This is a genomic window from Citrobacter sp. Cpo045, assembly GCF_030332875.1.
Lineage (GTDB): Bacteria > Pseudomonadota > Gammaproteobacteria > Enterobacterales > Enterobacteriaceae > Citrobacter > Citrobacter portucalensis.
Window position 1 is genome coordinate 291,502 of sequence record NZ_JAOWGZ010000096.1, and the last position, 15,106, is coordinate 306,607.

A 15,106-nucleotide genomic window follows, 5' to 3' on the forward strand; every position below is an offset into this window, starting at 1 on the left:
TTAAGGCATCAGTCCATGTTCCTAAAAGACGATAACATCTTCTTACGTATCATATTATTACTACTTTCTACCTCTACGCTGTCGAGCTGCACATTAACCCGTGTTTCCGACAGCACACATGCCAAAGAGGTCGATGAGCTGAATGTTATTGGTCTGAGCCTGGAGGGAGCAAGGCAAAGAGCAACTGAAAAAGGTTTTGTGTGCAGCGAATACGGAAACGTGAACACGGTTGTAACCGAACAGGGTGAGCATCGATGGCTACAAACTGAATGCAGCAAGAAAAGTGCAGAGCTGTTCTGCCCGCAAATGCGTTTTGTCGTTCTTAATGTCGATCCCAACACGAATAGAGTCGTTGATGTTGGCAATTATGTTAATCAACACACCTGTTTTTAAAGACAACACCTGCATCTTGCGCTAATTATCGTATCGACTAAAGGACGTTATCTTGCTCATCAGAATCATCATCGCAATGGTCGCATTTGCCGGCAACTCCGTACTTTGCCGACTCGCATTGAAGGGGATGCATGCTGATGCTATTTCATTCAGCAGCCTCCGGTTGATAAGTGGCGCAATTGCCCTTTTCTTTTTTATTGCGATAACATCTGACAGCAGAAAATTTGAGTTCAAGTGGTTAAATGCCCTGCTCCTTTGTATCTATGTTTTTTCATTCTCCATTGCCTATGTTTCTCTCAGCACCGGTGCTGGTGCCCTGCTGCTCTTTGGTACCGTTCAGCTCGTCATGACAGTTTGGGGGATAGCTCAGGGAGAAAAGCTCGTAATTTTAAAAATAACAGGAATACTCGGGGCATTGGCTGGAATAGCCATATTGCTGCTTCCTGGTGCAGAACGCCCTTCCTTGTATGCTGCAATAATGATGGTTATTGCTGGGTTAGCCTGGGCTTTCTACAGTATCACAGGGAAAAAAATCACGGATGCTGCTGCCTCAACCGGGGGGAATTTCATCCTGGCAATCCCGGTCGCATTGATTATCCCTCTGTTCTTCCGCTCTCATCTTCATATTGATATATATGGATTAGTTCTGGGCGTGCTTTCTGGTGCAATTACATCGGGAGGTGCATATCTGCTCTGGTATTCATTGCTCCCCTTACTCAGGTCCACAACGGCCAGTACTATTCAACTCAGCGTACCTTGTCTGGCCACTCTCGGTGGGATCCTATTTTTGGGCGAAACGCTTACCGTCAGAATCCTTCTCGCAAGCGTCATTATTTTGGCTGGAATTGGCTTAGTTATTTTCTCTGATATGAGAAAAGGAGCAAAATAGACTGATTAATTATCGGCAAAGACGATACAGAACATGTTGTGCCAATCGATGATCTGGCGGCAACGCGGGATGCGTAAACTCTTCTGTTTTATTCATACCAAGTCGTATCATCAGATTCTCTGACGGTTTATTCAGCACAGAAGTAAATGAAACGACTTCATTTAGCGCCAGTACGTCAAAAGCAAATGCAAGACTCGCTTGCGCGGCTTCTAACGCCAGACCCTGGTGCCAGTATGCTTTAGCAAGGCGCCAGCCAATTTCGGTACAGGGTGAAAAATGAAATTTATCAGGTTGTGGATGCAACCCCACACAGCCCACAAACTGGTGTGTTTCTTTTAGCTCTACGGCCCAAAATCCCCAGCCGCGTTCTGCAATACCTTCACTAAATCTATCGGCCAGGTTATCGCTTTCAGCTTTCTGTAGCGGCGCGGGGAAAAAACGCATCACGTCAGAATCGGCATTGAGTGCAGCAAAAGGGGCTCGGTCTTTAGCCTCCCACTGTCGTAATATCAACCTTGATGTTTCCAGCATATTCCTGCCCTTATCATTCATTTTCATATAATCTTCTAAAATAAGTGGCTCATCGGCAAGGTCTTATACCGTCCTTTTCCGACTTTTCCTCTCATACTGGAGATTTATACATGGCCGACTGGAACCCTTCGCTTTATCTGCAATATGCAACTGAACGTTCAAGACCCGCAGCAGAATTACTCAGCCGTGTGGCGTTAGAAAATGTCCGCTCAGTTGTTGATCTTGGTTGTGGTCCGGGAAACAGTACGGCATTGCTGCATCAGCGCTGGCCCACGGCAAAGACAACAGGTGTCGATTCTTCACCTGCTATGCTGAATGAAGCGCGCAACGCATTACCTGACTGCCATTTTATCGAAGCGGATATTAGCCAGTTTCAGCCCGAGCATCCCGTGGATCTGCTTTATGCAAATGCGTCGTTACAGTGGGTGCCCGATCACTATGAATTATTCCCACATTTGGTCTCACAACTGAGTCACAACGGCGTTCTGGCCGTGCAAATGCCGGATAACTGGCTGGAGCCCACGCATGTACTGATGCGCGAAGTGGCTTATGAACAAGATTACCCCGACCGGGGGCGTGCTCCGCTTCCTGGCGTTCACGCCTACTATGATATTTTGACCGAAGCGGGTTGTGATGTGGATATCTGGCGTACAACGTATTATCACATTATGGATTCGCATCAGGCGATTATCGACTGGGTAAGCTCAACGGGACTACGCCCCTGGTTGCAGGATTTGAGCGAAAGCGAGCAGCGTCATTACCTGGCTCGCTACCATGAACTGCTTCAGGATCAATATCCGTTGCAGGAAAACGGCAATATTTTGCTGGCATTTCCGCGGTTGTTTATTGTTGCCAGACGCAATAGTTAAGCGTTTATCATCAGACAGATCACAGGACAGGGCTACCGAGTATGCGCGCCCTCGCCTTTTTATCATAAGGATCTAGTGGCTATGTCAGGCATCTGCTAGTGTCTTGCCACATGTTTCTGACGGGGGTTGTTATGTCTAAAGTCTACATTGGTGGGTGTCTGTGTGGCTCGATCCGCTTCACTGCCAGCAGTCCTAATAATTCCCATACCTGCTCATGTGATATATGCCGGAAACATACGGGTGCCCCGACCGTCGTCTGGATTGAGTTTGATGCAGAAAATGTAGAATGGACGGGAAAAGCCGGAAAACCGACAACCTGGCGCTCATCTGAAACCACCAGTCGGGCTTTTTGCCCTCAGTGCGGTAGTTCCGTGGGCGCCATCGATGACGCTCCGGTCATTGCGCTTTTAGCCGGCGCTTTTGACGATCCTAATGATGAAGATCTGGCGCCAGAGTTTCATTCGTTTTCTGATATGCGGCCAGCATGGTGGGAAACTGAACGAAACTAAGTTAGTTGGTAATGTTTATCCGGCATATGTTTTGCTGGCACATTGGTTTCATCGTTCATTTGCAGTAAATCGATTTCGATTGCATTGCAAATCGCATCCAGCGGCAGGTCATTGTTCTCAGTACCAAACGGATCTTCAAGCTCTTCCGCAAGCGCATCGAGCGAGATAAAAGTATAGGAAATAAGCACTGAAATAAACGGCGTCATGTAGTGAAGATCCACCACCAACGCGAATGGCAGCATGATACAAAACAGATAAACAGTGCGATGAAGGATCAAAGTATAAGCAAACGGAACGGGTGTATTCGCGATTCGCTCACAACCTGCCAGTACTGCCGACATATCATTTAATCTGTTGTTTAAACTATGAAATAATATATCGGACAGCTGTCCATCACGTCTGCGTACGGCCAACCACTCCCCCATCAGCAACAAAATGCGGTTTGCTGGCGATTGTGCGGCAAATACCGTCTGCAGATCTTTCTCGCTGAGATATTTCGTCAACGGCTCTGCCTGTGGGTTTCGACGTAATGTCATGCGTAAACAGTGGGCAAATGCGATTTGCAGACGAACAAACTGCCCCAGTTCAGCGTCATCCGGTAAGGTGGTTTTCACCTCGCGAAGTAGCGATCGGGAAGCAATCATCAACTGTCCCCACAGGTGTCGGGCTTCGACATAACGTGAATAGCAGGCGTTATTGCGAAAACCTAAAAAGATAGCAATCGCCACGCCCAGAATACTGAACGGTGCCAGGGTAAATTTGATACCCAACATCGTATACCAGGGCAACATGATGATAACGGCGATGGAGAGCAGGAAGTTCAGCAGCAACCGTGAGAATATTTTAGATAATACTGAACCATGCCAGACGAATATCAGGCGCAGCCAGTGTTGTTGGGGACGAACGATCATGGTTATCTTCGGGAAAATGTGAAATCCGTCACATTAGACGCGATAGCGATCAATGTTGCAAGTTAATAGCAACATTAACCCAACAACTTTTGCCCTGCTTAAAATGAAGCCGCACCTAAGTCACAGACCGGGTTTATGATATAAACCACACAGTATGTTGTAACTAATGTATATCCAGAAAAAACCCGGCCTGAGCCGGGTTGTCGGTAGTCGTCTTAGCACAGTGGCTTAACGGCTTCACGCATACCTTTTGCCAGAATGGTATCCAGATCGGCAGAGACCTGTTCCACCAGTCCAGAAACCTGCGTCAGATCTTGTTCCCAGTGTTCTTTGACACCCAGTACAGATTTGACCAACGCTTCGGTACTTATTTGGCGATCGCGATGCTGGGACCACAGCTGTTGAAAACGCTCTATCCAGTGCGCATCATCCTGAACCGGATAAGACTCACCGTTGCGCTCTCCACGATAAAAAGCAATTAACGCGGCAAGCGCAAACGTCAAACGCGCCGGCAGCTTACCGCTGGCCTGTTGCCCTGCCAGCAGTTGCGGCAATATACGGGTGCGGAATTTGGTCATGCCATTCAGGGCAATCGACAGCAGCTGATGTTTTATATACGGGTTGCAGAATCGACCGGTTACCGCGCTGGCGAAAGAAGCTAACTCATCACGTGGTAAATCCAGTACCGGAATGATCTCTTCATAGATCGCTTTCTCCACGAAAGCACAAATCTCAGCGTCATTCATCGCCTCGCCCACGGTGTCCAACCCTGCCTGCCAGGCAACAGGGACCAGCGCGGTGTGAGCACCGTTGAGAATCGCCACTTTGCGCTCTTTGTACGGTTTGATGTCATCCACGATCAGGACATTCAGCGGATACTTATCCAGACGTAGTTCTGCGGCTAATGACTTCGGCCCCTGAATGACAAACAGATAGAAATGTTCTGCGGTATCGAGGAAAGCATCATGATAGCCCAGTTCAGCTTCGAGCTTAGCTACCTCATCACGCGGATAGCCGGTAACAATACGGTCCACCAGCGTGGAGCAAAATGCATTGGCCTGATCCAGCCACTGAATAAACGCTTCCGGCAGCGCCCATTCCTGAGCGTAGCGCAGAACCAGTTCACGCAGCGCATCGCCGTTATAATCAATCAGTTCGCAAGGGATGATAATCCAGCCTTTATCCAATGCGCCGTTAAAATAGCTGAAGCGTTCGAACAGCAGACGCGTCAGTTTAGCCGGATAACTAACCGCTGGCGCGTCGTCAAACTTATCGCCTGCGTGGTAACTGATACCTGCTTCCGTGGTGTTAGAGAACACAAAACGCATATCAGGATTATGCGCCAGCTTCAGGAACTCATCGTATTCGCTATAGACGCTGATTTCACGGTTAACTGAACGAATTAGACGGGCATCACTGACGGCCTCGCCCTTCTCATTCAAACCACGAATGATAGTGGTATAGAGGCCATCCTGCGTACTCAGCGATGGCGGGAAGGAACTTTCGATAGGACGAACAATGACCACTCCAGCGTTCAGATCGGTATGCTCGTTGAGCAGATCTACCTGCCAGTCTACAAAGGCGCGCAGGAAGTTTCCTTCACCAAACTGAATAATGCGTTCAGGATACTGAGCACCGGGGAAATCGCGACGATTTAGTGTTTGCACAATGGGTTCCCTTTATGATTAGTCATACAACCTGATTGAATTGGTCCAATAGGTTAGCAAACTTTAATACATTGAAACCCTGTTTTGATCAATCCCCGGCGACAAATTAGAGCGTTTTATAGAAAAGTGTGGTTCCGGTCAGCGTCCCGTTGGGCATTTGGGCATAGTCAGGTATCACCCCTACCTTTTTCCACCCACAATTGTGGTAGAACAACTCCGCACCACTGCCCGTCGCCGTATCAAGCACCAGCAGCGTTTTACCTTGTTGACGCGCGCAACTTTCCAGTTCGTTCATCAATTCACGGGCCAGGCCACCGCGTCGCGCTGAGGGGTGAACCAGCAGTTTGGCGACATCAGCACGATGAGGTTGATTTTCGGGTTGATCGATAATGAGTTGGACGGTACCGACAAGCACCCCCTGCGCATTCTGCGTAGCAAGAACGATCCGTTCACCGCGAGAAACACTTTGCGCGACCTTCATCCAGAAAGGCTCTGATTTTTCGCGATTAAAGGGCAGCATAAAACTGATGGAGGCGCCGTCATTGACGCACTGTTCAAGAACATCGCTGAGCTCGTCGATTCTCGACAGAATCTGTGCCGCGCTCAGCACAAAGCAGGGTTTGCCGGAAGCCATGGTTTCTCCTTAGATTGACCCCTTCATACTGCTTTTAACAATTACACAACTCAAGGGGGCATATCATAGGATAATGTTATCTATGGCTTGTTCATTTGGAGCACTAACCAGTAGTAAATAACCGTGACAACGTAACGTTGCTGTTCATCGTTTAGCGCTACACCCTGAGGTATATCATGCCATTTCGCCAGACACCCTCGACAGCACGTCGCCGTAGCATGTTGAGCAATAAATACCGGGTGACCACGCATAGGAGTCTGTTTTCCATCATTGGCGGGAAACGCAGGTGCCAGTCGTTTAGCTATAAAATCCGCAGCATGTTGTTCGATAACTGGCGCCCCTTTATCCAGACAATACTGCCTTTCTTTCTGACCAAGACGAAACCGCGAGCGAAACGTTGATTTCGCCAGCCGGGCAAAAAGAGGATCGAGCGTTTTCATCAGTAAACCGAGCGCCCCAGCTGTTGTGTTAATTGCTCCAGCACGGCGATACCGGCCAGTGAATTTCCCGCCGGATCCAGTTCCGGACTCCAGACAGCAATCGCCATCTCGTGTGGCACGATCGCCACGATGCAGCCACCCACGCCTGATTTCGCCGGAAGCCCGACCCGCCAGGCAAATTCCCCTGCGTTCTGATACATGCCGCTGGTCGCCATCAGCGCATTGATCTGCCGGGCCTGCATCGGTGTGACCACAGGCTCCGCAAGATGAAAGGCATGCCCTTGATTTGCCAAAAAGACAAAAGTCCGCGCCAGTTCCACACAGCTCATTTTCAGCGCGCAGTAGTGAAAATAGTTCTGCAAAACGGTGGGCACGTCATGGTGAAAATTGCCGAAGGATTTCATCAGCCAGGCAATAGCGGCGTTACGCGCCGAGTACTCAAACTCCGATCGCGCGACCGTCGCATCATAGGCGATATCCGAAACGCCGCTTAATGCCCGCACCACTTCCAGCATCCGTTGACGCGGTGCGCTTAGACGCCCTTGCAGCATATCGCAAACCACCAGCGCCCCGGCATTAATAAAGGGGTTGCGAGGGATACCCTGCTCCATTTCCAGCTGCACCAGGGAGTTAAAAGGATGACCGGAAGGATCTTTGCCGACGCGCTGCCAGATCTCCTCTTCCTGATAGTGACGCATCGCCACGACCAGACTGAGCACCTTTGAAATCGACTGAATAGAAAAACGTTCTTGCGCATCTCCCGCCTGATAGTGCTGTCCATCAACGGTACAGATAGCAATACCCAGTTTTGAACCGTCGACGGAGGCTAATGCCGGAATGTAGTCAGCGACTTTACCCTGACCAATCAGCGGACGAACCTGCTGCACAATGGTCTCTAAAATTGAATTGTCCATGGCCCTGGCCACAACATGCTCCTTGCTCGCAGGTATGAAAGGCCTGCGAGTATAACAGAGCTGAATACGCAACGTCAGGCCGGAAGGCGGAATCTGGCCACGGCCTGCATAAGCTGGTTAGATTCATGGTGAAGCTGTAAGGAAGAATCAGATGCAGCATTCACCAGATCACTGGTTTGTCGGGCTTCGCCGTTCAGGACATGGAGCTGACGGGTTAACTGGTGAATACTGTTCCCCTGATTTAACGTTGCAGTCGAAATGTCGTTCAGTAACGCGCCGAGGTTTTCCACCAGTGCGATAACCTGCTGCAAATTCTTATCCAGTCCGTTAACCGCGTGAAAGCCCTCTTCAATGCCCTGTAACGAGTGTTTAATCAGTGTCTGAATGTTTTGCGTAGACTGACCGCTTTTTCGCGCCAGCAGCCCAACTTCTTTCGCAACCACGGCAAACCCGCGCCCTTGCTCTCCGGCATGTGCTGCCTCAATTGCGGCGTTGAGAGCCAGGATATTTGTCTGAAATGCAATGTTGTCGATAAGCGTTGTAATCCCTCGCATTTCAGACGAGCGAGTCACAATCGCCTGCATTGACGCATTTACCGTCGCCATCATTCGGTCTCCACCTGCCGCAATATCACGCGCCTGCACTGCGCGTTGATTCGCCAGTTCAGCAAAGCCACTGTTATCCTCAACATGCGTTTCCAGAACCGAAATATGCGATGTCACAGTGCTCAACTCTTCACTTTGTTTTGCCGACTGCTGGTATAGCTGTTTATTGTTCTGCGCAAGTTCGTTGATATTTCCTACCATTGCGGTGGTGGCATCATTCACCTGCCGCACCAGCGCGCAGAGCCCCAGCTGCATTGCAGCAATACGCGAACTTAATTGCGTCACTTCCCGATTAAACTGACTCACCTGCGGGGCTGGCCGAGAAAGATCCCCCGCCGCTAAAATATCGATATGATCGATCAGCCGTCGCAGCGGCATAATCACCCAACGGAACATACTACGCCAGACCAGAAAGGCGATAACCACCAGCACCAGAGGAATAAACAAAAATAGATTCTGTAAACGCTCAAGACTGGTCAACAGCTGCTGACGCCCAGCTTCCGCATGTCGCCCACTGTCCTGCTGAAAGCGCGCGTAATTAGCGTTAAAGTCTGTCTGAAAGGCCTGCACGGGTACGGCAAAAAACGCATCAATGGAACCTGACTGCATCAGCCCATCCGCCTGCTCCTGAATACCGCTATAAAAACGCTGATAGCTCTCAGTTAGTTCCTGATCCGACTGCGGCTTCATATCCCGCCAGGCATCCCATGCACTTTTTGACTGCGCCAGTGCCCGGTACGCCTCTTCCATTAACGGCCGCCAACTCCCGTCCGAACCGGTGGCGGCATCCTGCATAAAATAAATTCCCGCACGGTTAAGTAAATCGCTGGCAGATAATAACGCCACCCGCGCTTCATCGACCTTTGCCTGCTGCAAAAGCGCGAGTTGATTACGCCCTTCATTATGCTGTGCGTCACTGACTGAGGCCGAGAGCATCAAGGAGGACACGACCTGCAAAACAGAGAACAGCGCAATAATGCAAAAAATGCCGGTTAACAGACCGAACTGACGGGGTATTAGACGATGGAAAATTTGCGTTATGTTCATATTACTCTTCTGTATCAAAGCGTTAGCCGCGAGTGTACGGAGAGTAAATGACAGAAAAATTGCAGAAATAAGACAGGTGCCCCCAGCGGAGGCACCCACACCATCAAAGGCGGTTTTTCCAGACGGTCTGCACGTTACAAAACTCATGCAGGCCAAAGTGCGAAAGTTCGCGGCCAAAGCCACTTTTCTTCACACCACCAAACGCAACGCGGGCATCGCTGGCACTGTAACCATTGATAAATACGCCACCACACTCCAGGCGTGACGCCATCTCCTGCGCCAGCGCTTCATCCGCAGTAAACACCGTGGCGGATAAGCCGAAATCACTGTCATTCGCCAGCGCTAAGGCATGCTCAGCATTCTTCGCCACGGTAATTGCCGCAACCGGACCAAACAGCTCCTGGCGGAACGCCGTCATCTCTGGAGTGACATCGCCCAGTACCGTCACGGCATAGTAATTGCCCTGACCAGCAATTTTTTCCCCGCCGAGAAGTAACCGTGCCCCTTCGGCAAGGGTAGCTTCTACCTGCTGGTGCAGCTCATCACGCAGATCAAATCGCGCCATCGGCCCCAGATCGTTTTCTTCGTTCAGCGGATCACCCATTTTGAGCGCGCTCGCAGCGGCCACAAAGCGTGAAGTAAACTCTGCCGCAATCCCTTCTTCAATAATAAAGCGCTTGGCTGCCGCACAAACCTGCCCGGTGTTCTGATAACGCCCAGCGACCGCCGCCTTAACGGCCAGATCGAGGTCAGCATCATTGAGGACAATAAACGGATCGGAGCCGCCCAGTTCAAGCACACATTTTTTCAGAGCGGCCCCAGCCTGAGCGCCAATCGCCGCACCGGCACGTACACTGCCTGTCACCGTTACCGCCGTAATACGCGGGTCATTGATCATCTGACTGACCCCGGTGTTATCGGCATTCACCCAACCGTAAACCCCCGCGGGTACACCAGCATCAGCGAAAACCTGCGCAATAATTGCAGCACAGCCGGTTACGTTAGGCGCATGCTTTAACAGGTAGCCATTTCCGGCCAACAGAATCGGGACGGCACCTCGCATTACCTGCCATAGCGGGAAGTTCCACGGCATGATCGCCAGAATGGTTCCTACCGGACGATATTCAATCACTGCCTGGTTATTCTCCACCAGCGTAGGTTCCGGATTGAGCATCGCCGGTCCATGCTCGGCGTACCAGTCACACAATGCAGCTGACTTGGCGACTTCAGCACGCGCCTGCTTAATGGGTTTACCCATTTCACGTGAGATACACTGCGCCATCTCTTCCGCACGATGGCGCAGAGATTGCCCGATCTGGCGCAGCGTTTGCACACGGTGCTCAACGGAAGTATGTTTCCATTCGCTATAGCCATTCGCGGCAAGGTTCAGCGCATGATCAATCTCTTCCGCGCTGGCCCACGGCGTCGCCGTCAGCCTTTCACCGCTGGCAGGGTCAATGGAAATCGCATGTGTTGCTGCTGTGATAGTCATAAGTGCCTCTCTTTATCGCAGGGTATGGTTATATCATGAGCATATTTACTCTTTCTGAAAAATGAATAATATTAACCATACCATTCACGAATAGAGAAGATTATGGATCTGACGCAGCTGGAAATGTTCAATGCCGTCGCGGAGACTGGCAGTATTACGCAGGCCGCCGCGAAGGTGCATCGCGTGCCATCCAATCTCACCACCCGTATACGTCAGCTTGAAGCCGACCTGGGCGTTGATCTGTTTATTCGTGAAAACCAGCGCCTGCGGCTTTCACCATCCGGGCACAACTTTTTGCGCTACAGCCAGCGGATCCTGGCACTGGTTGAGGAAGCCAGGATGGTCGTCGCCGGGGATGAGCCACAAGGACTCTTCTCTCTCGGCTCGCTTGAAAGTACAGCAGCAGTTCGCATCCCCGCTACGCTGGCTGAATATAATCAGCGTTACCCCAAAATTCAGTTCGCGCTGGCGACAGGTCCTTCAGGCACAATGCTGGACGGCGTACTCGACGGAACATTGAACGCGGCCTTTGTCGATGGTCCAATTACCCATCCGGGACTTGAAGGAATGCCGGTCTACCGTGAAGAGATGATGATCGTGACGCCGCACGGCCATCCCCCCATTCAGCGGGCCAGCGACGTCAACGGTTGCAGTATTTACGCCTTTCGCGCCAACTGTTCCTATCGCCGCCATTTTGAAAGCTGGTTTCATGCAGATCGCGCCATGCCCGGCACCATTCATGAAATGGAGTCATATCACGGTATGCTGGCCTGCGTCATTGCCGGCGCGGGTATCGCACTGATCCCGCGATCGATGCTGGAGAGCATGCCAGGGCATCATCAGGTCAACGCCTGGCCACTAAGCGAGAACTGGCGCTGGCTGAATACATGGCTGGTCTGGCGCAGAGGTGCGATGACACGTCAACTGGAAGCGTTTATTGAGGTGTTGAACCCTCAGTTATCACACGACCCGGAGTAACTGGCGATCCTCAAAAAACATGAATACCTGTAAATCCGGGTGAAGTCATACGCCCGGAATTTCATTATTATTGAAATACTTAAAAATACGAGGAATGTTCGGCAGCAAATTGTAGCGCCCTGCCAATGAAATGAGATCCATATCACAAAATGATTGTATTTTCGCCAGCAAACGTTTTAAGATCGTGGCCTTACCTTTTCGCAGCTAATCCTCTTATTTGATATGACAACAGACACTGTTTCCCGCAAGGTCGCGTGGCTACGGGTAGTTACGCTTGCCATTGCCGGTTTTATTTTCAATACCACCGAGTTTGTCCCTGTCGGCTTGCTGTCCGACATCGCACAAAGCTTCAATATGCAGACCGCTCAGGTCGGGATCATGCTGACGATCTACGCCTGGGTTGTCGCCCTGATGTCGCTCCCTTTTATGTTACTTACCAGTCAGGTGGAGCGCCGAAAACTGCTGATCTGTCTGTTTGTTGTGTTTATCGCCAGCCATATGCTCTCTTTCCTGGCATGGAATTTTACCGTGCTGGTAATTAGCCGTATTGGTATTGCTTTTGCGCACGCTATTTTCTGGTCGATTACCGCATCGCTGGCGATCCGCCTGGCCCCTGCCGGTAAACGTGCACAGGCTCTCAGCCTGATTGCCACTGGCACCGCACTGGCGATGGTGTTGGGGCTGCCAATCGGGCGTATCGTCGGTCAGTATTTTGGCTGGCGCACGACCTTCTTCGCCATCGGTATGGGGGCGTTAGTTACCTTGCTTTGCCTGATAAAGCTCCTGCCCAAACTACCCAGTGAGCACTCCGGCTCTTTAAAAAGCCTGCCGGTGTTATTCCATCGTCCGGCATTGATGAGTCTGTATCTACTGACTGTGATTGTGGTCACCGCACATTACACGGCCTACAGCTATATCGAGCCGTTTGTGCAGACCGTCGCGAGCCTGAGCGCAAACTTTGCTACCGTGCTATTGCTGGTTCTGGGTGGCGCGGGAATTGTCGGTAGCGTCATTTTCGGTAAGCTGGGGAATCTGCATGCGTCAGTGCTGATTAGCAGTGCCATTGCCCTGTTGACGGTATGTTTGGTGCTGTTACTTCCCGCTGCTGACAGCGAAATGCACCTTGCTGTCCTGAGTATTTTCTGGGGCGTCGCCATCATGCTGATAGGTCTGGGTATGCAGGTGAAAGTGCTGGCGCTTGCTCCGGATGCGACTGACGTCGCAATGGCACTGTTCTCAGGTATCTTTAATATCGGTATTGGCGCTGGTGCGCTGGTAGGCAATCAGGTGAGTTTGCACTGGTCGATGTCTACGATTGGTTACGTCGGCGCAGTGCCTGCCGTGGTGGCGTTGATATGGTCGGTGATTATCTTTCGTAAATGGCCGGTATCGCTGGAAGAACAACCTCAGCATTCATAAAAAAATATGCCCGGTAGATATTACCGGGCACAGTGTTCTAAGCGTAGGTTTTAATAATTTCCAGCACGCCGTTAATAATAAACTGCACGCCCATACACACCAGTAAGAAGCCCATCAAACGAGAAATCGCTTCGATACCACCTTTGCCGACGAGGCGCATGATCCCCCCGGAACTGCGCAAACAGCCCCACAGGATAATCCCAACAACCGCAAAAATAATCGGCGGTGCGACCATGATCACCCAGTCCGGAAATTCGGAACCATGACGCACGGTTGACGCGGAACTGATGATCATCGCAATCGTCCCCGGACCGGCAGTGCTTGGCATAGCCAGCGGTACAAAGGCGATATTGGCAGTCGGCTCGTCTTCCAGCTCTTCTGACTTACTTCTCGCTTCCGGAGAATCATGCGCCTTCTGCTGCGGAAACAGCATCCGGAAGCCGATAAACGCAACGATTAACCCACCCGCAATACGTAGTCCGGGAATCGAAATCCCGAAGGTATTCATCACAAGTTGCCCGGCATAGTACGCCACCATCATGATGGCAAACACGTAAACGGACGCCATGAGTGACTGACGGTTACGCTCTGCGCTGTTCATATTGCCGGCAAGGCCAAGGAACAACGCTACGGTGGTTAACGGGTTTGCCAACGGTAACAGGACTACCAGCCCAAGTCCTATCGCTTTAAACAAGTCCATCATAATGTCATCTTTCCTGTGCGTTAATCGTCAACGGCAAGTATACGGTGAAATCCGCGAGATAAGCCATTTTCGTGGTGTAAGGATTCATTTTTCATCAGCACGTATAAACCATAATTATCAAACCGTTAAAATTCCACTCGCCAGGTATTAAGTCTGATGATTTAGCAAAACGTGGCATTTGCTGACTCATTCATTTGACTTATATTTGCCTAAGCAATAATATCAGCCGTGACTAACTACTTGCCAGGGCAACCATTGTGAAAAACACCAGTGATCTGTTTAACGAAATCATCCCACTGGGTCGTTTGATCTATATGGTTAATCAGAAAAAAGATCGTTTGCTAAACGACTATCTGTCACCGCTGGATATCACGGCATCGCAGTTCAAGGTGCTCTGCTCCATCCGTTGCGCGGTGTGCATCACCCCTGTCGAATTGAAAAAAGTGCTGTCTGTCGACCTTGGCGCCCTGACGCGAATGCTGGACAGACTGGCCTGTAAAGGCTGGATCGAAAGGCTTCCGAATCCACATGACAAGCGTGGCGTGCTGGTGAAACTCACTGAGCATGGCGCAGCAATTTGCGAGCAGTGTCATCAATTAGTAGGGCAAGACCTGCACCAGGAACTAACAAAAAACTTAACGGCGGATGAAGTAGCCACACTTGAGCACTTGCTTAAGAGAATCCTGCCGTAAACAGAAAGAGGTATGACGATGTCCAGACGCAATACTGACACAATCACTATTCATAGCATTTTGGACTGGATCGAAAATAACCTTGAATCGCCGCTCTCGCTGGAAAAAGTGTCTGAGCGTTCAGGTTACTCCAAATGGCACCTGCAACGGATGTTTAAAAAAGAAACCGGTCATTCACTGGGTCAATACATTCGCAGCCGTAAAATGACTGAAATAGCGCAAAAATTAAAAGAGAGTAACGAGCCCATTCTTTATCTGGCAGAGCGTTACGGTTTTGAGTCTCAGCAGACGCTGACCCGGACATTCAAAAACTATTTTGATGTTCCGCCGCATAAGTACCGTATGACGAATATGCACGGCGAATCACGCTATTTGCTTCCACTCAATCAATGTAATTGCTAATCGCCAGTTAA

At 50.5% G+C, this 15,106-nt stretch carries 17 protein-coding genes; 8 read left to right on the forward strand and 9 right to left on the reverse strand.

The window, feature by feature from the left end:
• Positions 1 to 15: 15 nt before the first annotated feature.
• Both OGY13_RS12985 and OGY13_RS12990 read left to right on the forward strand, forming a co-directional pair.
• Positions 16 to 393, forward strand: coding sequence for a hypothetical protein (locus OGY13_RS12985; protein WP_048235393.1), 378 nt, complete (start codon positions 16 to 18; stop codon positions 391 to 393).
• Between the two features lie 52 nt (positions 394 to 445).
• Positions 446 to 1,282, forward strand: coding sequence for a DMT family transporter (locus OGY13_RS12990; RefSeq protein WP_153753091.1), 837 nt, complete (start codon positions 446 to 448; stop codon positions 1,280 to 1,282).
• A gap of 9 nt (positions 1,283 to 1,291) precedes the next feature.
• Here OGY13_RS12990 and OGY13_RS12995 read toward each other — a convergent pair whose 3' ends face one another.
• Positions 1,292 to 1,813, reverse strand: a complete 522-nt coding sequence (locus tag OGY13_RS12995; RefSeq protein ID WP_048226507.1) for a GNAT family N-acetyltransferase — start codon at positions 1,811 to 1,813, stop codon at positions 1,292 to 1,294.
• A 110-nt stretch (positions 1,814 to 1,923) separates the two neighbouring features.
• On the opposite strand from OGY13_RS12995, the gene tam reads away from it, so the two are divergent.
• A complete protein-coding gene (gene tam, locus OGY13_RS13000; RefSeq protein ID WP_032943429.1) occupies positions 1,924 to 2,682 on the forward strand; it encodes a trans-aconitate 2-methyltransferase in 759 nt (252 codons plus the stop codon).
• Positions 2,683 to 2,813: 131 nt separating this feature from the next.
• A complete protein-coding gene (locus OGY13_RS13005) occupies positions 2,814 to 3,191 on the forward strand; it encodes a GFA family protein (RefSeq protein ID WP_003832953.1) in 378 nt (125 codons plus the stop codon).
• Here OGY13_RS13005 and OGY13_RS13010 read toward each other — a convergent pair.
• The 7 genes from OGY13_RS13010 to sad form a co-directional block, all read right to left on the reverse strand.
• Positions 3,188 to 4,102: a bestrophin family protein gene (locus OGY13_RS13010; RefSeq protein WP_057067520.1), complete on the reverse strand. Its 915-nt coding sequence runs from the start codon at positions 4,100 to 4,102 to the stop codon at positions 3,188 to 3,190. The two genes, OGY13_RS13005 and OGY13_RS13010, sit on opposite strands and share 4 nt — an antisense overlap.
• 215 nt (positions 4,103 to 4,317) lie before the next feature.
• Complete coding sequence (locus tag OGY13_RS13015; RefSeq protein ID WP_008784755.1) at positions 4,318 to 5,769, reverse strand: tagaturonate reductase; 1,452 nt, start codon at positions 5,767 to 5,769, stop codon at positions 4,318 to 4,320.
• Positions 5,770 to 5,875: 106 nt separating this feature from the next.
• Positions 5,876 to 6,403: a GNAT family N-acetyltransferase gene (locus OGY13_RS13020; RefSeq protein ID WP_008784754.1), complete on the reverse strand. Its 528-nt coding sequence runs from the start codon at positions 6,401 to 6,403 to the stop codon at positions 5,876 to 5,878.
• An 80-nt stretch (positions 6,404 to 6,483) separates the two neighbouring features.
• Positions 6,484 to 6,843, reverse strand: a complete 360-nt coding sequence (locus OGY13_RS13025; protein WP_048235398.1) for a DUF4186 domain-containing protein — start codon at positions 6,841 to 6,843, stop codon at positions 6,484 to 6,486.
• Complete coding sequence (gene glsB / locus OGY13_RS13030) at positions 6,843 to 7,769, reverse strand: glutaminase B (protein WP_213752210.1); 927 nt, start codon at positions 7,767 to 7,769, stop codon at positions 6,843 to 6,845. The genes OGY13_RS13025 and glsB overlap by 1 nt, the downstream gene beginning before the upstream one ends.
• 62 nt (positions 7,770 to 7,831) lie before the next feature.
• Entirely contained in the window at positions 7,832 to 9,409 is a 1,578-nt protein-coding gene (locus OGY13_RS13035) for a methyl-accepting chemotaxis protein (RefSeq protein WP_213752209.1), read from the reverse strand.
• Positions 9,410 to 9,512: 103 nt separating this feature from the next.
• Positions 9,513 to 10,901, reverse strand: coding sequence for a succinate-semialdehyde dehydrogenase (gene sad, locus OGY13_RS13040; RefSeq protein WP_213752208.1), 1,389 nt, complete (start codon positions 10,899 to 10,901; stop codon positions 9,513 to 9,515).
• A 102-nt stretch (positions 10,902 to 11,003) separates the two neighbouring features.
• Between sad and ptrR the strand changes: the two genes are divergently transcribed.
• Positions 11,004 to 11,879 (forward strand): putrescine utilization regulator PtrR, encoded by an 876-nt coding sequence (ptrR, locus tag OGY13_RS13045; RefSeq protein WP_008784750.1) that lies wholly within the window; start codon positions 11,004 to 11,006, stop codon positions 11,877 to 11,879.
• A 222-nt stretch (positions 11,880 to 12,101) separates the two neighbouring features.
• Complete coding sequence (locus tag OGY13_RS13050) at positions 12,102 to 13,298, forward strand: sugar transporter (protein ID WP_213752207.1); 1,197 nt, start codon at positions 12,102 to 12,104, stop codon at positions 13,296 to 13,298.
• A 37-nt stretch (positions 13,299 to 13,335) separates the two neighbouring features.
• Here OGY13_RS13050 and OGY13_RS13055 read toward each other — a convergent pair whose 3' ends face one another.
• A complete protein-coding gene (locus tag OGY13_RS13055; RefSeq protein ID WP_003832936.1) occupies positions 13,336 to 14,001 on the reverse strand; it encodes a MarC family NAAT transporter in 666 nt (221 codons plus the stop codon).
• A 257-nt stretch (positions 14,002 to 14,258) separates the two neighbouring features.
• Here OGY13_RS13055 and marR point away from each other — a divergent pair, with 257 nt between their 5' ends.
• Both marR and marA read left to right on the forward strand, forming a co-directional pair.
• Positions 14,259 to 14,693, forward strand: a complete 435-nt coding sequence (marR, locus tag OGY13_RS13060) for a multiple antibiotic resistance transcriptional regulator MarR (RefSeq protein WP_003832935.1) — start codon at positions 14,259 to 14,261, stop codon at positions 14,691 to 14,693.
• A gap of 18 nt (positions 14,694 to 14,711) precedes the next feature.
• Positions 14,712 to 15,095 carry an MDR efflux pump AcrAB transcriptional activator MarA gene (gene marA / locus OGY13_RS13065; protein WP_003032424.1) on the forward strand — a complete coding sequence of 128 codons (384 nt, stop codon included), beginning with the start codon at positions 14,712 to 14,714 and terminating at the stop codon, positions 15,093 to 15,095.
• The last annotated feature ends 11 nt before the right edge of the window (positions 15,096 to 15,106 follow it).